We start from the raw sequence: 19671 nt of genomic DNA on the forward strand, positions 1-19671 counted from the left end.
GGTGAGCAGGCTGTGACATCTGGCTCACCGCGCCGGATGGCCCGTGTGAGGAGACAGAAACACCTACGCCTTCGGCTGCTCGTGCCACCACTTCAGGAGTTCGGCCTCGGCCTCGTCCCGCTCGAGCGGTCCGCGATCGAGTCGCAGGTCCTTGAGGAACTTCCACGCCTTCCCGACCTGAGGGCCCGCGGGAATCCCCAGCAGTTCCATGATCGCGTTGCCGTCGAGATCCGGACGCACCTGCGCGAGGTCCTCCTGCTCGGCGATCACGGCGATGCGATGCTCGAGGTCGTCGTAGGTGGCCTGCAACGACGCAGCGCGCCGCTTGTTTCGGGTGGTGCAGTCGGCGCGCACGAGCTTGTGGAGCTTGGGCAGAAGAGGCCCGGCGTCGTGCACGTAACGACGCACCGCCGAATCCGTCCACTGTCCCTTGCCGTACCCGTGGAACCGCAGATGCAGGAATACGAGCTGACCCACATCCTCGATCATCTGCTTGGAGTACTTCAGGGCCCGCATCCGCTTGCGGACGAGCTTCGCACCGACCACCTCGTGGTGGTGGAAACTCACGCCGCCACCCGTCTCGTTGCGCTTGGTGCCGGGCTTACCGATGTCGTGCAGAAGCGCCGCCCAGCGCAACACCAGATCGGGGTCGCCGTCCTCGAGGTCGATCGCCTGCTTCAGGACCGTGAGCGAATGCCAGTACACGTCCTTGTGCTGGTGGTGTTCGTCGATCTCGAGTTTCATCGCGGGGATCTCCGGAATCACGCGCTGCGCGAGTCCCGTTTCGACCATGATGTCGATGCCCTCGACCGGAAAGGCACCGAGAATGAGCTTGTCGAGTTCCGCCTGGACGCGTTCGGCGCTGATCCGCAGGATCTCGTCGGCCATCTGCACGATCGCCGTGTTCACCCGCTCGGTGAGCGTGAACCCGAGTTGTGACACGAACCGCGCGCCACGCAACATCCGCAGCGGGTCGTCGTGGAAGGAGTCCTCCGGGCGCGCGGGTGTGTCGAGCACCCCTGCCACCAGCGCATCCATCCCGCCGAGAGGGTCGACGAACTCGCCGGCTCCGTCGGGTCCGATCCGGACGGCCATCGCGTTGACGGTGAAGTCGCGGCGTACCAGGTCGTCCTCGAGCCGCGTGCCGTATTCGACGAGGGGGTGGCGGGTGACGCGGTCGTACGCGTCGCTGCGGAACGTGGTGATCTCGATCTGTTCGGGGCCTTTCGACGCGCTGACCGTGCCGAAGTCGATGCCGGTGTCCCACTGATGGTCGGCCCATCCGCGAAGAAGTTCCTGCACGAGTTCGGGGCGAGCGTCGGTGGTGAAATCGAGGTCGGTGCCCAATCTTCCCAGTACGGCGTCGCGGACACTGCCGCCCACCAGGTACAGCTCGTGCCCCGCCTCGGCGAATCGCGCCCCGAGCGGAGCCAGGACATCCGAAAGTGCGCGCAGCGTCGAGTCGGCGCCTGCGAGCAATCGGGCGCGGCGATCGGCGTCCGTAGTGGGAGAGTTCACGTCTTCGAACTTTACCGAGCGGCCCACGCTCGTGGTCGGACAGGCACCGACGTGTGGCTGAACCGGCACAGTGGCCGTTACAACTACTATCGATCAGGTGTCGCCCGCAGAACGTGCCAACCGCAACCGCCGCAATCCGCGGCGGCGTGGTTCGGGCGGCAAATCACCCGTGCGTGGAGGCGCAGCCTCGTCGGCTTCGACGCCGCACACGCGGATGCGGACTGTGCGGGAGACGTCGGCGGGCGGTCTCGTCGTCGACGGCCTCGGCGGCCCCACCGACAAGCTGTGCGCTGCTCTGATCGGTCGCACCGACCGCCGCGGCCGCCTGTTGTGGTCACTGCCGAAGGGCCACATCGAGAAGGGCGAGACGGCAGAGCAGACCGCGATGCGCGAAGTCCACGAAGAGACCGGTGTGCGCAGCAAGGTCCTCGCCGAGCTCGGCAGTATCGACTACTGGTTCGTGACGGAAGGGCGCCGCGTCCACAAGACCGTCCATCACTATCTCCTCCGATACCTCGGCGGTGAACTCTCCGACGCCGACATCGAGGTCACCGAGGTGGCCTGGGTGCCACTGACCGAGTTGCGGACGCGGCTCGCGTACGCGGACGAACGCAAACTCGCCGACATCGCCGACCAACTCATCGCCGACATCGACCCCTCCTGGCTGAAGGACACCGACCAGCTGAAGGACACCGACGAGCCGGGGGCCGCGCTCGGATGACGGTGGTGTTCTCTCGGACCGGCGCCGTGGTCCTCGCTGTGTTTGCGCTGGTCCTCGTAGCTCTGGGTGGGCCGATTCCCGACTCCGCGACCGCGCAGACTACCGACGAACCGCAGTTCCTCCGACTGGACATCGACGAGGTCACGCCGTCGACGGTGTCGCTTGCCAGTGGCCCGGTCGTATCGGTGACCGGCACCGTCACCAATATCGGTGATCGCGATGTCGAAGATGTGTGGGTGCGTCTGCAGCGGGCGCAGGCTGTCGCAGATTCCGCGACCCTACGCAGTGCATTGACGCTGGATCAGGCCGGATACGACACCGTCGGGGAATTCGAGGTGGTCTCCGACCGTCTCGAACAGGGGGGGACGGAGGAATTCACTCTCGAACTCCCGCTGCGCTCCGACCTCACCCCGTCCCTGAACATCACCGCTCCGGGTGTGTACCCGTTGCTCGTCAACGTCAACGGTGCCCCCGAGTACGGCGGTCAGGCGCGCCTCGACGACGCCCGGTTCCTGCTTCCCGTCCTCGGAGTGCCCGCCGCCGACGAGGTCGACGCCGACACCGACACGAGTGGGCCCACCTCGCTCGGGGAAACGTCCCTCGGAGCCGGGGAGAAGGATTTTCCGGCGGTGCCTGCCGACCTGTCGAGTCCCGTCGCGACGACGCTGCTGTGGCCGCTCGCCGACCGCCCCCGGGTGGCGGCAGGAGTGCCCGGATCCGTGACCGACCCCGTCCGCCTCGTCGACGACGATCTTGCGTCCTCCCTCGCCGAAGGTGGTCGCCTCGACGGTCTGCTGCGTGTCGCGGAGGACGCCGTGGCGAACAAGGATCAGGTCGCGGGTGCGATGTGCCTCGCGATCGACCCGGATCTGCTGGCCACGGTCGCGAACATGACCCGCGACTACCTGGTGGTGGCCGATCCCTCCGACCCGATCGGCGACGCACGGCCCGGCACGGGCACCGACGCGGCGATCGCGTGGCTCGAACGTCTACGGGCCCTGTCCGCGCAGATGTGCACGACCGCCGTGCCGTACGCCCAGGTCGACCTGACGGCGCTCGCCGAGACCGGCAACGCCTCATTGATCGAATCCGCACTCGACTCGCCCGCCCGGATCATCGATTCCATTCTCGGCATCTCCTCGGTGGGCTCGGTGGTCTGGCCCGATTCCGGTGTGCTCACCGAGAAGGCAGCCGCGGTGATCGCGGCGAACGGGCCGGTGACCGCACTGCTCGCCGACGAGGCCGTGCAGAACGCCGATCCCGGCGCGGCGGGGGTCCGCATCAGCGGTGTCGACGGATTGACGGCGGGTCTGTTCGACAGCGCCGCGGGTGCCGCGCTCGCTGCGATGGGCGACGAACCGCAGACTCCCTCGTACGTACCAGATTCGTCGCGGTACACCCTCACCGACGATTCGACGACGGCGCGACTCCAGGACGCACTCGGCGCCATCGCCTGGCCCGCACTGAGTGCGTCGTCGGTGACCACACCACCGGCCGGACCGAATTCGGTGGTGCTCGCGCCGCCGCAGGTCTGGTCGGCGTCTGCCGACGATGCTGCGCAGGCCCTGTCGATGGTGTCGACGCTGATGAGATCGGGACTCGCGACGGCACGGCCGTTCGAGGCGATGATCGCCGCGGCCGCCGCGACCGCGACCGACCCGGTGGCGTCGCTCCTGACGTATCCGGAGCAGGCGATCACCGACGGTGCGCCCGCATCGGTGGTACACGAGGCCTCGGCGCAGATGCCTCGTCTCGACGGGCTCGAGGAGGCCTTCGTCGAAGATCCGCAGGCCCAGCTGACCCCGAGTGCATTCACCGCGCCGCTGCGGAACGACATGCTGCGCTCGATGACGCTGGCCGGGCGCCGCGGGCCTGATCCGGACGCAGCTGCTGTCGATGCCGAACGGCGGTCGACGGAAGCCCGCGAGGCAGTTGATCGCATGTTCGACTCGGTCACGGTCCTTGCTCCCGGCGGTGTCTTCACCCTCACCTCGGAGCAGAGTCCACTTCTGCTCGTGGCCCGCAACGATCTGCCCGTGGGCATCACCGTCCGGCTGCATGTGGACGTACCCAACGCAATGGACATCACCGACATCGGTCCCACCCAGCTTCCCCCGCGGGGCAGCCGCACACTCACGGTGCCCGCCGAGATCAGCGACTCGAGAAAGATCGAGGTCGAGTTCGCGCTCACGACCGAATCCGGTCTGTCACTCGGCAGCCCCACGCAGGTGACGGTACGTTCCAATGCGTACGGTCAGGTGCTCGCCATCGTCACGGGCTGTGCGGGAGCACTCCTGTTGTTCCTGGCGGGGCGGAGACTTCTGCACCGATTCCGGGGGGAGCCGGATCCGGCCGATGAAGGGTATGGAGAGACATGACCGGGAACCCCACCCGCAGCGGCACCGGGGCAACCACCGGTCACAGCGCTCCGCAGGGACCGACGACGTCCCCGGACATCACCGGGTCGGCTCGGCCCCGTAAGCCCCAGAGTCTGCTCGCGGCGACCGGGTCGATCGCGATCGCCACCCTGATCAGCCGCATCACGGGCTTCCTCAAGCAACTGCTCATCCTCACTCTGCTCGGTGCGGGGGTTGCGAGCTCGTTCACGGTCGCTCACCAGATCCCGAACATGATCTCCGAGCTCGTGCTCGGTGCCGTGCTCACCTCGATCGTGGTGCCGGTGCTCGTCCGCGCCGAACGGGAGGACCCCGACGGCGGTGAGGCCTTCATCCGGCGGTTGTTCACCGCCGCGCTGGTGCTCCTCGGCACTGCGACGGTGCTCGCCGTCGCAGCGGCCCCGCTCCTCACCACACACGTCTTCCTCGACGATTCGGGTGAGGTCTCGACGTCACTGACGACGGCTCTGTCGTATCTGTTGCTGCCTGCCATCGTCTTCTACGGCATGTCGGGATTGTTCACGGGCATTCTCAACACCCGGCAGGTGTTCAAACCCGGTGCGTGGGCGCCGGTGCTCAACAACGTCGTCGTGCTGTGCGTGCTCGTCCTGTACTACTTGATGCCCGGCGAGATCACTCTCGACCCGGTGCAGATGAGCGACCCGAAACTGCTGGTCCTCGGGCTCGGCGTGCTCCTCGGTGTGGTCACCCAGGCTCTGTGCCTGATCCCTGCTCTGCGCCGGGAAGGCGTCAACCTCACACCGCTGTGGGGGCTCGACGACCGGCTCCGCCAGTTCGGCGGCATGGCCGCCGCGATCATCATGTACGTGCTGATCAGCCAGGCCGGCATGGTCTTCGCGACCCGGGTGTCGTCGGGGGCCGACGAGGCCGGTCCGGCCATCTACAACAATGCGTGGCTGCTCCTGCAGCTGCCGTACGGCGTGCTCGGCGTCACCGTACTCACCGCGATCATGCCGCGCCTGAGCCGCAACGCCGCCGACGGCGACACGCCCGCCGTAGTCGACGACCTTTCCGTCGCGACCCGCCTGACGATGATCTCGCTGATTCCCATCGTCACCTTCCTCACGATCGCCGGTCCGCAGATCGGCGCCGCCCTGTACGGCTACGGAAACTTCGGCAGTGGCAACGCCGAACTGCTCGGCCGTGCGGTGAGCTGGTCCGCGTTCACCCTCATCCCGTATTCGCTCGTGTTGATCCACCTCCGCGTGTTCTACGCGCGAGAACAGGCGTGGACACCCACGTGGATCATTCTGGGCATCACCGCGGTCAAGATCGGATTGTCGGCGTTGGCGCCCGTCATCGCGAGCAACGGCGGTCAGGTCGTCGTCCTGCTCGGTGTCGCGACAGGTGTGGCGTTCACGGTGGGCGCGTTCATCGGCGGATTCCTGCTGCATCGCACGCTCGGCGACCTGCATATGGCGAATGTCGGACGGACGGTCTGGCATGTGCTGTTCGCGTCTGCGGCCGGCGCCGCGGTGGTATTGCTCGCCGACAGATTGCTTCAACTCGACGCTTTGAGCGAGCGCTTCGGCGGTCTCGGCTCCTTCGTGCGGGTCGGTATCACCGGGGTGCTCATGATCCTGGTCGCCCTCATCGGAATGTGGTTGCTGAAGGTTCCCGAAATCCTCTCGATCGAGGCAATGATCAGGCGCAAGGTGGGTGCGCTGCGCGGCGGCGCACCGGATGATACATCGGGGGTTGCCGGCGTCGGCGCCGACCCGAGGACGCCACCGCCGACCGGACCGCTCCCCGCTCCGCGGCGCTACGACTACCCCGAAACCGACGTGGAACGCACCGTTGTGCTCCCGCGTATCGACTACGGGGAGTACGGAGTCGGACCGTACGACGCGATCACAGAGGTCATTCCCGCGATTCGGGACTTGCCCCGTCCCGTCGATGGACGGGCGCAACTCCCGTACTCTGGGCAAGAGATTCGACCCGGGCGGCGTGGACCGCGATACTTCGCGGCTCCCGGCGATCCCCGTCTCCGTACAGAAGGTGGACGAGTCGACAACGAAGGAGTGAGGGTGAGCGACGACCACGCTGCCGGCAAGTCCACGCTCGATTCAGCGAACCGTATTTCCGCGTCCGGGGCACGGAATCCCAGTGCCCGGAACCCGGACGCCGCACCGCCGCGCGATACCCACACCGACACGGGCGTCATCCCGATCGGTTCGCCGCAGTTGCCGCCGGTCCGCGTGTCGGGCAGCGCACCTCGGCGCGCTATGCGCGGACCCGACCTCATCGCGGGGGCGTCGGTGGCGGGAGGCCGCTACCGGCTGCTCGCGCCTCACGGCGGCGCGCGAGGGCTGCGATTCTGGCAGGCACTCGACGTCAAGCTCGATCGTGAGGTGGCTCTGACTTTCGTCGACGCCGACCAAAGCGCCGCCGATGCCACCGGACCCGACTCGCCTCAGGCCGTGCTGTCGCGAACGCTGCGTCTCGGACGCATAAACTCACCGGGTCTCGCGCGTGTGCTCGACGTCGTGCGCGGCAGCTCGGGCGGCATCGTAGTCGCGGAGTGGACACCGGGCCGGTCGCTGAAAGAGATGTCGACCACCGATCCGTCTCCGATCGGCGCGGCCCGTGCCGTGCGGGCGCTCGCCTCGGCAGCCGAGGCCACGCACCGTGGTGGCAGCGCATTGTCGATCGACCACCCCGACCGGGTTCGCATCAGTGTCGCGGGCGACGCGGTGCTCGCATTCCCGGCCACGTTCTCGGACGCCGACGCGATCTCCGACGTCCACGGCCTGGGCGCAACCTTGTACGGGTTGATCACCGGGAGCTGGCCGCTCGACGAACCCGGCATCCCGGGTGCCGGCCGGACAGCTCCGGCGCGCAGTGGCGGCACGGTCGGTGGAATGCCGATCGCCCAGCGCAGTCACGACGGTGTTCCCGTGGAACCTCGCACCATCCGTCCGGACGTTCCGTTCGAGATCTCCGCGGTCGCGGTGCGTGCGTTGTCCACCGACGGTGGCATTCGAACGGCCGCCACGGTGCAGCACATCCTCGACCAGGCATCGGTGGTCGATCAGAAGACCGACATGATTCCCGCGCTGCGGCTCGGACAGCGAACGACCGCAGTCGAGAACCACGCCCTCGCCGATCAGGAAGCACTCGCGGAAAAGAAGAAGCATTCCGAGCGGATGCTCATGGCGCTCGTCGGCCTCGGCGTCATCACCGTGATCATCCTCGCGTTGATCGGCTGGTGGATCACCAACCTGCTCGCAGGCGATACCGACAATGCGCCGTTGACCAGCCAGGAATTCGGTCTCACCCCGACGGCCGAGGCCCCCGCGACGCCGGGCAACAGCGGCGGCGAGACCGTGCCCTCGGCGGCACCGGTGGCCGCCGGCCCCGTCGCCGCGACGTCGGTCACCGTCTTCTCGCCGCAGGGCACCCCCGATTCTCCGGCGACCGCGTCGCAGGCCATCGACGGCGACCCGAGCACGAAGTGGAGCACAGACGCCTACTTCGACCCGTTCCCGTCGTTGAAGAACGGCGTGGGTCTTCTGGTCTCGCTCGCCGACACATCAACGTTGTCGTCGGTGACCGTCACGACCGACTCGCCCGGCACCGTGCTCGAGGTGCGAAGTGCACCGTCGGCTCAGTCGTCTCTGGATCAGACCCAGGTAATCGGTTCGGCCACACTGGGTTCGGGAGAGACCGAGATTCCGGTCGAGGCCGACGGGGGTACATCGCATGTGCTGCTGTGGATCACGGATCTGAGCATGAGCGGTGGCAGCCACAAGAGTGCAATTTCCGAGGTCACGTTCACCGCTGCGAATTAGGATCAACGCGCACAACGGGGATTCATCCGGCACATCGGATACCATCCGCGCGTGCGAATTTTCGGGGGGATCGAAAAAATCGCTGTACCCGACGTCGGAGAGATGTCGGATGCAGAATTGTTGTCAGCGCATGTCGCCGGGGACCGGTACGCGTTCGAGACGTTGGTGTCGCGGCATCGCGACCAGCTGTGGCACGTCGCCAAACGCACGAGTTATTCGCACGAGGACGCCGCCGACGCCCTGCAGGACGCGATGCTCTCGGCTCACCGGATGGCCGCCACGTATCGGGAAGATGCAGCAGTGCGCAGCTGGCTGCACTCCATCGTCGTCAACGCGTGCCTGGACCGCATCCGCCGCAACCGAGTACGTCCGATCGCTACCCGTTATCCGGATGACGTCGAACAGGTCCGCGACGAACACGATCGGATATCCGATCTCGAGATCGCCCTCGACATCGAGACCGCGTTGTTCACGCTCCCTCCCGATCAACGCGCGGCCGTGGTGACTGTCGATGTCGAGGGTTATTCGGTGAAGGAAGCCGCTCGCAGACTCGGTGTTCCCGAGGGCACGATCAAGAGCCGATGCGCACGCGGGCGGAAGAAACTTGCCTCCGTTCTCGACGACCTTCGATTCAGAGGGAACCGATCGTGAACCGCGTACGTCCTACTCTGGTGAGGGCACCCGAGTCGCCGAGGAGAGCTGCGCATGAACGAGGACGAAATTCCACGTCCGCCGTACTCCGACGATCTACTCGCTGATCTCCACGCGGGAGTAGTGGACGACGAGCTCGCCGAGCGGCTGTGGCCGCTCGTGCGGCAGGACCGTGACGCGATGGCTGTGATCGACCGGCTCGACGCCGTACAGGCCCGACTACGGACGTGGGGTGAGGTACCCGCAGCCGAGCCGATACCGCCCGATGTCGCCGCGCGTCTCGACTCGACACTGCGGGGTCTCGAACGGCGCGGACTCGAACAGATGGGCCTCGAACAGAGGGGAAAGCCACGCCGCGATCCTCGGATGCTCGCGGTGGCGGGTATCGGTGCCGCGGCAGCGCTCGCGGTCGTGTTCGCTCTCGTCTTCCGCGGAATCGGCGCCGCCGACGATACAACCGTGCCTCCGCTCGCATCCGGTACCTCACCGTCGCAGGGCAATTCTCCTTCGGGCGAGAACGCACTCACCCCGGCGTCGCTGCGTGCCATCGTCGGCGACGTCGGTCTCGGACCGCTGGCCGAAGGCGAACGGCTGCGAGAATGCTTGTCCGCGAACGGATTTTCTCCGATAAGCCCGATTCTCGGGTCGCGCGAGATCCGGGTCGGCGACTCCGATGCCGTCGCAATCCTGCTCGGAGGCCCGCAGGCACCGCAGATCACGGCGCTGGTGGTGGGCACTCGGTGTGGGGCGAACGATCCGGCGACGATCCAGGTGGAGGTTATGGGGTGACGATCATTCCTGGGCGACGGGAAGCAGCAACTCGAGGATCCGCGCTCGCAACTCCGGGGTGTCGTCCTCTGCCGCGATAAGACCCGCGAAGAGTGCCGATCCGGCAGCCATGACCAGGACTGCGCGTGCATCGATTTCGGAGTCGTGATCGGTCTCTCCGGCGAACAGGGCCGTACTGGGACCACTGAACGTGCGCCACAGCGCGTTCCGGAGGTCTTCGTGGTCGCGCAACGCCGCGAGCAGGCCGGGTAGGGCAGCACGCACCTCAGGTCGTGCGAAGAGTTCGACGCTGCCGGTGACGACCCATTCGATCCAGCCGCGGCGGTCGATTCCGCTGTACGGTTCGAGGTCGGGTGCAGAGCCGAGTAGCGCGTGGAGAACCAGGTGAGCCTTGGTGGGCCAACGTCGCGTCAAGGTCGCTCGGCCGACACCTGCGCGTGCGGCGAGCGCACGCATGCTCAAGCCGTCCCATCCGACCTCGACGAGCATCTCACGGGCAACGTCGAGCACTTCGGCATCGATGCGGGGGTCGCGGGGACGCCCGGGAGCAACGTCTGACATACAGTCTGCATTTCTCTTGGGACGGATCATGGCGTCGGCGATGCCACGCGCGCTATAGTCGGATCATAATTACGGTACCACTGGCATCGAAAGTAGGGGCATGACTTCGCCGCGACCCACCGTCTTCGAGCCTGCCCGGCTCGGACCGCTCACCCTCCGCAACCGAATCATCAAGGCCGCCACGTTCGAAGGCGTCATGCCTCGCGGAGCGGTCAGCGATCAGCTCATCGAGTTCCACGCCGAGGTCGCGCGCGGCGGAACAGCGTTGACCACCGTCGCCTACTGTTCGGTCTCCGAGAGGGGTCGCGTCCACCGCGACACGCTCGTCCTCAACAGTGCCTCCGTCCCCGGCCTACGACGACTCACCGAGGCCGTACACGCCGAGGGGGCGCTCGCGTCCGCGCAGATCGGTCATGCCGGGCTCGTCGCCAACCAGATCTCGAACGGCATGAGCACCATCGCACCATCCACACGCATCAGCGCACCCGCAATGGGTCTCGTCCGCGGCGCCTCCCTCGAGCAACTCGACGACATCGTCGACTCCTACGCGTCAGCAGCCCGTCATGCGGTCGATGCCGGGTTCGACGCCGTGGAGGTCCACCTCGGACACAACTATCTCCTGAGCTCTTTCATGAGCCCGAACCTCAACAAGCGCAAGGATCATTACGGCGGCAGCATCGCCAACCGGACCGCATATCCGCGCCGGGTGCTCGAGGCAGTACGACGCGCGGTGGGGGACAAGATCGCCGTGATCGCGAAGTTCAACATGACCGACGGAGTACCCCAAGGACTGTGGCTCGACGAGTCGCTGCCGATGGCACAACTCATCGAGGCCGACGGCCACATCGACGCGATGCAACTCACGGGCGGCAGCTCCCTCCTGAACGGCATGTATTTCTTCCGCGGCGACGTCCCGATGAAAGAGTTCGTGGCATCGCAGGCCAAGGTCGTCGGGTGGGGGCTGAAGCTCTACGGGCCGAAGATCTTTCCGAAACTTCCGTTCGAGGAAGCGTTCTTCCTGCCGATGGCACGGCAATTCCGCTCGGAACTGTCTCTGCCCCTGATCCTGCTCGGCGGCATCAACCGGCTCGACACCATGGAAAACGCGCTCGACGAAGGGTTCGAGTTCGTCGCGATGGGGCGGGCACTGCTGCGCGACCCTGATGTCGTCAACAAATTCCGTGATTCCACCGCCAGCGAGGGACTGTGCATCCACTGCAACAAGTGCATGCCGACCATCTACACCGGCACCCGCTGCGTCATCCGCGAAACACTGCGGGACATCCCGACAACCATCTGACGTCCATCGTCCGATCGAGCACTTCCGGGGTCTGCCCGGGGGTCGTCCGCGCCGACTGTGGCGTGAGGCACGGCGAGCGGGGAACAACACCGTTTACCCTGGTGTTGATACTTTCAAGCTCGGCCGTGGCCTCACCTGCACGGACGACTGTGGCCGCGCACTGCGTCCCCACCCCCGCACTCGACCTCGGAAGGCTCGCATGACGACTTCGCCCACGATCCACGACCTCATCATCGTCGGCTCGGGACCGGCCGGATACACCGCGTCGATCTACGCGGCTCGCGCCGAACTCTCCCCGCTCGTGTTCGAAGGAACCCAGTTCGGTGGCGAACTCATGACCACCACCGACGTCGAGAACTTCCCCGGCTTCCGCGAAGGCATCATGGGCCCCGAACTGATGGACCAGATGCGTGAGCAGGCTCTGCGATTCGGTGCCGACATCCGCACCGAGGACGTCGAGGAAATGGACCTGACGGGTCCGGTCAAGACCGTGGTCGCGAACGGCGAGACCTACAGCGCACGCGCCGTCATCCTCGCGATGGGTGCCGAGCCGCGTTACCTCGGCGTGCCGGGGGAGGAGAAGCTCCTCGGCCGCGGTGTCTCGGCATGTGCAACGTGCGACGGCTTCTTCTTCCGCGATCAGGACATCGCTGTCGTCGGCGGCGGTGACTCCGCTATGGAGGAGGCCACCTTCCTCACCCGCTTCGCACGCAGCGTCACGCTCATCCACCGCCGCGAAGAGTTCCGCGCGTCGAAGATCATGCTCGAACGTGCACGCGCGAACGAGAAGATTCGTTTCCTTACCAACGCCGCGGTCGCCGAGGTCCAGGGTGAGAACAGCGTCACCAACCTCGTCATCGAGAACACCGTGACGGGCGAACGCAGCGATCTCCCGGTGACCGGTCTGTTCGTCGCCGTCGGCCACGATCCGCGGAGCTCACTCGTCGCCGGTCAGGTCGATCTCGACGACGAGGGCTACGTGCGGGTCTCCTCGCCGAGCACCGCTACGTCCGTGCCCGGCGTCTTCGCTGCCGGCGACCTCGTCGACCACACCTACCGTCAGGCGATCACCGCCGCGGGTACCGGGTGCTCCGCCTCCATCGACGCCGAGCGCTGGCTCGTCGCCAACCGCGAGGCGTTCGAGCCGGTCGCTGTCGAAGCGTGATCGGCACCGTCTGATCTTCGGCACCGTCTGATCTTCGGCACCGTCTGATCTTCGTCACCTGATCCCTCACCACTCCACTAGCCACCAGGAGAACCAGAATGGCAAACACCGTCAACATCACCGACTCGTCGTTCGTCGAAGACGTACTGCAGGCCGACAAGCCTGTACTCGTCGATTTCTGGGCGACGTGGTGCGGCCCCTGCAAGATGGTTGCCCCGGTTCTCGAGGAGATCGCGGGTGAGCACGGCGAGAAGCTGACCATCGCCAAGCTCGATATCGACGCCAACCCGTCGTCGGCTCGCGACTACCAGGTGATGTCCATTCCCACCATGATCCTGTTCTCCGGTGGCAAGCCGGTGAAAACGATCGTCGGCGCGAAGGGTAAAGCGGCGTTGCTCCGGGAGCTCGACGAGGTCCTGTAGTAACGTCCCAGGATCGACCATGCGCCCGTGAACATCGTCCTCGGGTGCATCTGAGACAATTCCGTTCGATGCTGCCCCGCGCGTGCAGGGCACTCCGGTCAGCACGGAAAGGCCCCCGACACATGCGCCCTCTTCGTCACGGCGACCACGGTCCTGCTGTCGCAGAGATCCGGAACACACTCGCCGGACTAGGGTTTCTCCACGGAGGAGCAGAGGCCACCGACGAGTGGGTCGGCTCCGATGTCGCCTTCGATCACGAGCTCGATGGCGCCGTGCGTGCCTTCCAGCAACAGCGTGGTCTGCTCGTCGACGGCATAGTCGGCCCGGCGACGTACCGGTCCCTCAAGGAAGCGTCGTACCGCCTCGGCGCCCGCACCTTGATCTATCAGTTGTCCGCACCCCTCTACGGCGACGATGTGGCAGCGCTCCAGACCCGTCTGCAGGATCTCGGGTTCTACGTGGATCGGGTCGACGGATACTTCGGCCCCCGAACCCACGCCGGGCTCAGCTCCTTCCAGAAGGAGATCGGTCTCGCACCCGACGGAATCTGCGGGCCCGAGACCCTGCGGGCACTCGAACTCCTCGGGACCCGGGTCTCCGGCGGGTCGCCGCACGCCATCAGTGAGGAAGAGATCGTCCGGCGGTCCGGTCCGCAGCTCAGCGGTAAGCGGATCGTGATCGATCCGGGCCTCGGTGGCAATCACCACGGCATCATCCTCCGCAGTCCGCACGGCACCATCTCCGAGGCCGACATCCTGTGGGATCTCGCCCGCCGGCTCGAAGGGCGCATGGCTGCCACCGGCATGGAAACCTTCCTGTCGCGGCCGTACCACGCGAACCCCACCGACATCGAGCGCGCCGGCACCTCCAACGCGTTCGGCGCCGACCTGATGATCTCGCTGCGTTGTGATGCGAGTTCGAACCTCTCGGCAAGCGGTATCGCCAGCTTCCATTACGGCAATTCGCACGGCTCCGAATCGATGATCGGACAGGTACTCACCGGGTACATCCAGCGCGAGATCGTCGCGCGCACACCTCTCCAGGACTGCCGCAGCCACGGACGGACCTGGGATCTACTGCGGCTGACGAACATGCCGACGATCCAGATCGATCTCGGTTACCTCACCAACGCGCAGGACGCCATGGTGCTCGCCGACCCCCGTCACCGCGACACGATCGCCGAGGCTGTGCTCATCGCCGTCAAGCGTCTGTACCTGCTCGGTCAGGACGACCAACCGACCGGCACGTACACTTTCGCCGAGCTGCTCGCCGAAGAGCTGTCGATCACCGAGACGCGCTGAATCACACTCCGTAGCCGAATCCACACTCCGAGAAGAACGGGCCCCCTCACCGAGGGGGCCCGTTCTTTCGTCCTGGTGCGGGAGTCCGCTACTGCGCCCCCACCGTGGTCCGGCCGGCGAGATCCTCGACCGTGATCGACGCAGCCTCGATCAGTCGATCCAACGCAGCCTCGACCTCTTCTTTCCAGCCGTGGTCGCGGTCGAGCTCGAGCCGCAGTCGCGGGAACCGGTGGTGCGGCGCAACCACGTCGAACCCCATGTCCTCGAGGAAATCAGCGGAGATCATGCACTCACGGGGGGAGCATGCGTTCGCTGCCGTCGCGCACGGACTGTCACCGACCGCATCCAGCTCGGGATCCACTCGGACCCCGAACGCTTCGAGCGCACGCACGTTCCGTCGTACGAGATCGTCCACGACGGCACGAATGAGGTCGGCACCCATATCGAACCCTTCGGCGTGCGGTTCGATCCGCATGGTCGTCAGGAGGATTGCGTCAGCACTGACCGGGGATGTGGGAAACAACTGCGCGCGAGGAACCATGTTGGGCGGCGCGTAGAACGCGCACGCGGCAACTTTCTCGTCGACGGTCGCGATCTGCGCACACGACCCCCACTCCAGCATCACCGTCGACAGCCACGCTTCCTTCTCGAATTCGGGGTCCGAGAATCCACGGGCATCATCGACAGTGCCGGGGTCCATCTCCCAGAACACACATCGCCGGGAGTGCCTCGGCAACTGATCGATACCACTCAACGAGAGCGGCGTGACTCGTGTCGACACGAGATTCCTTCGCCTCCACCTCTGGTCTAGACAGTCGTCCTGCTCCAGCAGGGAAGTCAAGAAGGGTTCTGCTGGGTGCCCAACTTCTGCGATTCCATCAGGGTCACGATGCGTTCGAGATCGTCGACCGACCCGAACTCGACCACGATCTTCCCCTTCCTCTTACCGAGGCTCACGGTGACGCGAGTGTCGAATGACGACGACAACCGTTCGGCGACGTCCTGCAGTCCCGGCATCTGGATCGGCTTCCGCCGCACAGGAGCCGCCGCGTCCGGAGTGCCGGAACGATTCGCGAGGACCACGGCTTCCTCGGTGGCACGCACCGACATCCCCTCCGCCACGATCCGGGCGGCAAGCACCTCTTGGGTGTCCGCTCCGCCGTCGAGGGAGAGTAGCGCGCGAGCATGTCCGGCCGAGAGCACACCCGCCGCGACACGACGCTGGACGGCGATGGGGAGCTTGAGGAGCCGGATCATGTTCGTGACCACCGGACGAGAGCGGCCGATGCGTGCGGCGAGTTCCTCGTGGGTGACTTCGAACTCTTCGAGCAGCTGCTGATACGCGGCGGCCTCTTCGAGTGGATTTAGCTGCACGCGGTGAATGTTCTCGAGGAGCGCGTCGCGGAGGAGCGCGTTGTCCTCTGTGTCGCGGACGATCGCCGAGATGGTTTCGAGCTCTGCCTGCTGCGACGCGCGCAAACGCCGCTCGCCCATGATGAGCTGGAACCGGTCGCCCTCGATCCGGCGCACGACGATCGGCTGCATGAGTCCGAATTCTCGGATCGAGTGCACGAGCTCGCCCAGCGCTTCTTCGTCGAAGACCTGCCGCGGCTGCTTCGGGTTCCGCTCGATGCGGTCGATCGGTATCTCGAGGTACACCGCCCCGGTGGGGGAGGGGAGGGGCTCGCTTCCCGTCTGCTTCTCCGACTCACTCACGTCCGAGCCCGCGGGCGTCGAGTCGAGACCGTTCGACTCTGCATTCGCGGCCGGCTTCCCGTCGCCGATGATGACGTCGGCGGCGGCTGTCCCGAGACCTGCCGGGGAACTCGCCAGGCCGGAGGTGCCACCGGGACGCCGCGTGAGCGTCGATTTGGCGAATGGCGGCTTCTTCTCGGAGGCGGGTGCCACCGACCCGGCAGAATCCGCTTTCACTGCGACACCCGTCGTGCCTTCAGCGCCTGTCTCGGATGCAGGATCGTCGGGTATCTCGACGGGCGGGCCCGTCGGGATCAATGCCGCCAAACCGCGCCCGAGTCCACCCTTACGTGTCGCACTCATTGGTTCCCCTGTGTGTCCTGAAGCCCGCGTGCCGCCAATTCACGCCCTGCGTCGAGATAACTCATCGCACCGCGCGAACCTGGATCGTAATCGAGAACCGTCGTCCCGTATCCGGGAGCTTCGGAGACCTTCACGCTGCGAGGAATCACGGATCGGAGGACGGCGTTGCCGAAGTGCCGACGCACTTCGGCCGCAACTTGGTCCGCGAGTTTGGTCCGGCCGTCGTACATGGTCAGGAGCACGGTCGACACATGCAGGTCGGGATTGAGGTGCGACTGCACGAGTTCGATGTTGCGGAGGAGCTGACCGACACCCTCGAGCGCGTAGTACTCGCACTGGATGGGAATGAGAACTTCCTTCGCCGCAACGAGGGCGTTCACCGTGAGCAGTCCGAGCGACGGCGGGCAGTCGATGATGATGTAGTCGTAGTCGCGGTCGCCGAGGGCTTCCTTGGTGATCGCATTTCGCAGCCGGTTCTCGCGGGCCACCATCGAGACGAGTTCGATCTCGGCGCCTGCCAGATCGATCGTCGCCGGGATGCAGAAGAGTCGTTCACTGTGGGGGCTCTGCTGCACCGCCTCGGCAGCGGCCACCTCACCCAGAAGGATCTCGTAACTCGACGCGACGCCGGAGTGATGCGGAACTCCCAATGCCGTGCTGGCATTCCCCTGAGGATCCAGGTCGATGACGAGGACGGTGAGTCCTTGGACCGCGAGCGCTGCGGCAAGGTTGACGGCGGAGGTCGTCTTACCGACTCCGCCCTTCTGATTCGCGATGGTGAAGACGCGACGTTCGCGCGGCTTGGGGAGGGCGTGAGCCTCACTTGGGTGCAGAACCTGGCTGGCGCGATGGGCCGCCGCACCGATCGGAGTGTCCATCGACGTGAAGCTGTCGATGGGGACCGGGAAGAAGTCGTCTTCGTGTGCAGCCTCGGTTTCACGTGAAACAGCGGATTCAGATCCACCCGACATAGAACGCTCCTTAAACGTAGATCCGCTCGGTTTGCACGCTACATCCTCCGCACATCCGGCACGCGCTATGCGCGGCGGTCGCGGACGAAGACGCGGACTCGCGAAGGGGTGATGCTCGAGCTGGGATCCGTGAACGTGCACCCCCGGCACGCGTCGCGCATCCACTTCTTCACTCGGGCACAAGTATGTCAAAAGAATCCTCGGTGGCGACGTCGACACCGCGTTGGGTCATGTTTCACGTGAAACGCGACTTGAATGTTTCACGTGAAACGACGTCGAGAGATGCTTTGTTTCACGTGAAACATCAGCCCCTCCGTAAGCCAGGGGAGACCCGGAGCCGGCCGGATGATCCGGGATTCTTCAGGAGAAACCGCGAAACCCACTCTATTGGAACATGATTGAAGCCTAGATTCACCGAATATGCTGAATAACAACAACTTTAGAAAGATTAGAATAATCGAGCAGTCCACAGCGAGATGAACCGTCACAGTGACGAAACTACCTCGGGTATCCCATTGCCCTCCCGCAACGCACTTTCCTTCATGATCGGACTCGAGAAACACGACGTTCGACATCCCCGATTCCTGCGGACTCGAGAACCGGAAATCCCCTCCGCTCCATGAGGAGGGGAGGGGATTCGCTCTGACGTTTCACGTGAAACAGCTCATCGATTCTTTCGGCGCCGCTGAGGCCGAGCAATACGTTCGGCTTTCACCACAAGCGTGGGAACCTCGAGGAGTCCCGCACCGCACTCGAGTACCTCGAGGTTGCCGGCGCCGAGCTTTGCGAGTTCGTCGCGGTCGCGCTCGATTTCTTCGGCCGCAGAACTCCCTTTGAGCGCAAGCATCCGGCCACCCTCATGAATGAGCGGTAACGACCACTTGGCGAGTTTGGCGAGCGGAGCCACCGCCCGCGACGTCACCACGTCGGCGCCTCCCGCTTCCTTGATCACTCCCGGCTGCTCTGCGCGGCCGCGCACCACGAGCACGTTCTCGAGTCCATGTGTCTCGACGAACTCTGCGAGATACACAGAACGCCGCAGCAACGGCTCGACAAGTGTCACCCGAAGATCGGGTCGGGCGATCGCAAGCGGAATGCCGGGAAGGCCGGCACCGCTACCGACATCCACCACCGTCTCGTCCTGCTCGATCAATTCACCGACCACTCCACAGTTAAGGATGTGCCGCTCCCACAACCGCGGGATCTCCCTCGGCCCGATGAGTCCGCGTTCGACGCCGTCCGTCGACAACGACTCGTAGTAGCGCTGCGCAAGGTCGAAGCGGTCGGTGAAGATGCGGTGAGCGATTGCGAGAAAATCGGACTCGTCGTGTTCCACGTGAAACATCCTCTCCCGTACACGGGTAGTGCAACAAACTGTTGGCCCAACTCGTGGTGCCTACCGATGAAAAAGAGGAGCCCGGGCCGGCCGGGCTCCTCTTCGAATCAGCTGTTGATCAGTCGCGGATGATCACGACTCGCCGGTTGGGTTCGGCGCCTTCGCTCTCGCTGGACACTCCGTCGATCTGCGCAACGGCGTCGTGCACGATCTTGCGCTCGAACGGCGTCATGGGGGTGAGCTCCTCGCGCTCGCCCGACTCGAGGACCCGCTTCGCGGCCGACGCACCGAGAGCACTCAGTTCAGAACGCTTACCCGCGCGCCAACCGGCAACATCGAGCATCAACTTGCTGCGCTCGCCGGTGGCCTGCTGCACCGCCAGTCGCGTGAGTTCCTGGAGCGCGTCGAGAACCTCACCGCTCCGCCCCACGAGCTTGGACAGGTCTTTGCCGCCGTCGATGCTCACCACAGCACGGTCGCCCTCGACGTCCAGGTCGATGTCGCCGTCGAAGTCGAGCACGTCGAGCAACTGTTCGAGGTAGTCGCCGGCGATCTCGCCCTCTTCGATCAGATCATCGTCGTCATCGGCGTCGAGTTCGGCATCCCGCGGCTCGGTGGCCACCTCGAGATCCTCTTGCACCTTGTCCAGGTCACTGGCCATATTTCAGCT

Annotated in this window: 16 protein-coding genes; 9 read left to right on the top strand and 7 right to left on the bottom strand. The window is 65.5% G+C overall.

Features of this window, described 5'->3' with window-relative positions:
- Positions 1-63: 63 nt before the first annotated feature.
- On the bottom strand, positions 64-1518 hold the full coding sequence (locus ACFWCF_RS04080) for a CCA tRNA nucleotidyltransferase (RefSeq protein WP_378557485.1): 1455 nt from the start codon (positions 1516-1518) through the stop codon (positions 64-66).
- Between the two features lie 97 nt (positions 1519-1615).
- Between ACFWCF_RS04080 and ACFWCF_RS04085 the strand changes: the two genes are divergently transcribed.
- From ACFWCF_RS04085 to ACFWCF_RS04105, 5 genes are read left to right on the top strand one after another with little or no spacing between them, the layout of a single operon-like run.
- Positions 1616-2239: an NUDIX hydrolase gene (locus tag ACFWCF_RS04085; protein WP_378489637.1), complete on the top strand. Its 624-nt coding sequence runs from the start codon at positions 1616-1618 to the stop codon at positions 2237-2239.
- Positions 2236-4617, top strand: coding sequence for a DUF6049 family protein (locus ACFWCF_RS04090; protein WP_378557488.1), 2382 nt, complete (start codon positions 2236-2238; stop codon positions 4615-4617). The genes ACFWCF_RS04085 and ACFWCF_RS04090 overlap by 4 nt, the downstream gene beginning before the upstream one ends.
- Complete coding sequence (gene murJ, locus ACFWCF_RS04095; protein ID WP_378557491.1) at positions 4614-8447, top strand: murein biosynthesis integral membrane protein MurJ; 3834 nt, start codon at positions 4614-4616, stop codon at positions 8445-8447. Before ACFWCF_RS04090 ends, murJ begins: the two co-directional genes overlap by 4 nt.
- Before the next feature lie 51 nt (positions 8448-8498).
- Positions 8499-9098 carry an RNA polymerase sigma factor SigM gene (gene sigM, locus ACFWCF_RS04100; protein ID WP_378557494.1) on the top strand — a complete coding sequence of 200 codons (600 nt, stop codon included), beginning with the start codon at positions 8499-8501 and terminating at the stop codon, positions 9096-9098.
- A 54-nt stretch (positions 9099-9152) separates the two neighbouring features.
- Complete coding sequence (locus tag ACFWCF_RS04105; RefSeq protein ID WP_378557497.1) at positions 9153-9887, top strand: hypothetical protein; 735 nt, start codon at positions 9153-9155, stop codon at positions 9885-9887.
- A 3-nt stretch (positions 9888-9890) separates the two neighbouring features.
- On the opposite strand, the gene ACFWCF_RS04110 is transcribed toward ACFWCF_RS04105, so the two are convergent.
- Complete coding sequence (locus ACFWCF_RS04110) at positions 9891-10448, bottom strand: helix-turn-helix domain-containing protein (protein WP_378557500.1); 558 nt, start codon at positions 10446-10448, stop codon at positions 9891-9893.
- A gap of 100 nt (positions 10449-10548) precedes the next feature.
- On the opposite strand from ACFWCF_RS04110, the gene ACFWCF_RS04115 reads away from it, so the two are divergent.
- The 4 genes from ACFWCF_RS04115 (at position 10549) to ACFWCF_RS04130 (ending at position 14636) form a co-directional block, all read left to right on the top strand.
- Positions 10549-11748 (top strand): NADH:flavin oxidoreductase, encoded by a 1200-nt coding sequence (locus ACFWCF_RS04115; RefSeq protein ID WP_378557502.1) that lies wholly within the window; start codon positions 10549-10551, stop codon positions 11746-11748.
- A 199-nt stretch (positions 11749-11947) separates the two neighbouring features.
- A complete protein-coding gene (gene trxB, locus ACFWCF_RS04120; protein WP_378557504.1) occupies positions 11948-12913 on the top strand; it encodes a thioredoxin-disulfide reductase in 966 nt (321 codons plus the stop codon).
- A gap of 98 nt (positions 12914-13011) precedes the next feature.
- A complete protein-coding gene (gene trxA / locus ACFWCF_RS04125; protein WP_378489645.1) occupies positions 13012-13335 on the top strand; it encodes a thioredoxin in 324 nt (107 codons plus the stop codon).
- Between the two features lie 122 nt (positions 13336-13457).
- On the top strand, positions 13458-14636 hold the full coding sequence (locus ACFWCF_RS04130; RefSeq protein ID WP_378557506.1) for an N-acetylmuramoyl-L-alanine amidase: 1179 nt from the start codon (positions 13458-13460) through the stop codon (positions 14634-14636).
- An 88-nt stretch (positions 14637-14724) separates the two neighbouring features.
- Here the strand turns inward: ACFWCF_RS04130 and ACFWCF_RS04135 are convergent, their stop codons facing one another.
- From ACFWCF_RS04135 to ACFWCF_RS04155, 5 genes are all read right to left on the bottom strand, one after another.
- Entirely contained in the window at positions 14725-15417 is a 693-nt protein-coding gene (locus ACFWCF_RS04135; protein WP_378557508.1) for a GNAT family N-acetyltransferase, read from the bottom strand.
- A gap of 56 nt (positions 15418-15473) precedes the next feature.
- The gene (locus ACFWCF_RS04140; RefSeq protein ID WP_378557510.1) at positions 15474-16694 is read right to left on the bottom strand and encodes a ParB/RepB/Spo0J family partition protein; all 1221 of its coding nucleotides are present in this window, start codon (positions 16692-16694) and stop codon (positions 15474-15476) included.
- Positions 16691-17665 carry a ParA family protein gene (locus tag ACFWCF_RS04145; protein ID WP_378489649.1) on the bottom strand — a complete coding sequence of 325 codons (975 nt, stop codon included), beginning with the start codon at positions 17663-17665 and terminating at the stop codon, positions 16691-16693. The genes ACFWCF_RS04140 and ACFWCF_RS04145 overlap by 4 nt, the downstream gene beginning before the upstream one ends.
- A gap of 664 nt (positions 17666-18329) precedes the next feature.
- Positions 18330-19010: a 16S rRNA (guanine(527)-N(7))-methyltransferase RsmG gene (gene rsmG / locus ACFWCF_RS04150; RefSeq protein WP_378557512.1), complete on the bottom strand. Its 681-nt coding sequence runs from the start codon at positions 19008-19010 to the stop codon at positions 18330-18332.
- 109 nt (positions 19011-19119) lie between these two features.
- Positions 19120-19662: a protein jag gene (locus ACFWCF_RS04155; protein ID WP_378557514.1), complete on the bottom strand. Its 543-nt coding sequence runs from the start codon at positions 19660-19662 to the stop codon at positions 19120-19122.
- Positions 19663-19671 lie beyond the last annotated feature (9 nt).

The sequence above is a fragment of the Rhodococcus sp. NPDC060090 genome (genome assembly GCF_042729855.1).
Taxonomy (GTDB): Bacteria; Actinomycetota; Actinomycetes; order Mycobacteriales; family Mycobacteriaceae; genus Rhodococcus.

Excerpts from the sequence above, each read along its gene's own strand:
- trxA (WP_378489645.1), top strand. The coding sequence starts at position 13,012 with ATGGCAAACACCGTCAACATCACCGACTCGTCGTTCGTCGAAGACGTA.
- rsmG (WP_378557512.1), bottom strand. The coding sequence starts at position 19,010 with ATGTTTCACGTGGAACACGACGAGTCCGATTTTCTCGCAATCGCTCAC.
- trxB (WP_378557504.1), top strand. The coding sequence starts at position 11,948 with ATGACGACTTCGCCCACGATCCACGACCTCATCATCGTCGGCTCGGGA.
- ACFWCF_RS04090 (WP_378557488.1), top strand. The coding sequence starts at position 2,236 with ATGACGGTGGTGTTCTCTCGGACCGGCGCCGTGGTCCTCGCTGTGTTT.
- ACFWCF_RS04115 (WP_378557502.1), top strand. The coding sequence starts at position 10,549 with ATGACTTCGCCGCGACCCACCGTCTTCGAGCCTGCCCGGCTCGGACCG.
- ACFWCF_RS04155 (WP_378557514.1), bottom strand. The coding sequence starts at position 19,662 with ATGGCCAGTGACCTGGACAAGGTGCAAGAGGATCTCGAGGTGGCCACC.
- ACFWCF_RS04130 (WP_378557506.1), top strand. The coding sequence starts at position 13,458 with ATGCGCCCTCTTCGTCACGGCGACCACGGTCCTGCTGTCGCAGAGATC.
- ACFWCF_RS04110 (WP_378557500.1), bottom strand. The coding sequence starts at position 10,448 with ATGTCAGACGTTGCTCCCGGGCGTCCCCGCGACCCCCGCATCGATGCC.
- ACFWCF_RS04145 (WP_378489649.1), bottom strand. The coding sequence starts at position 17,665 with ATGTCGGGTGGATCTGAATCCGCTGTTTCACGTGAAACCGAGGCTGCA.
- murJ (WP_378557491.1), top strand. The coding sequence starts at position 4,614 with ATGACCGGGAACCCCACCCGCAGCGGCACCGGGGCAACCACCGGTCAC.
- ACFWCF_RS04140 (WP_378557510.1), bottom strand. The coding sequence starts at position 16,694 with ATGAGTGCGACACGTAAGGGTGGACTCGGGCGCGGTTTGGCGGCATTG.
- ACFWCF_RS04105 (WP_378557497.1), top strand. The coding sequence starts at position 9,153 with ATGAACGAGGACGAAATTCCACGTCCGCCGTACTCCGACGATCTACTC.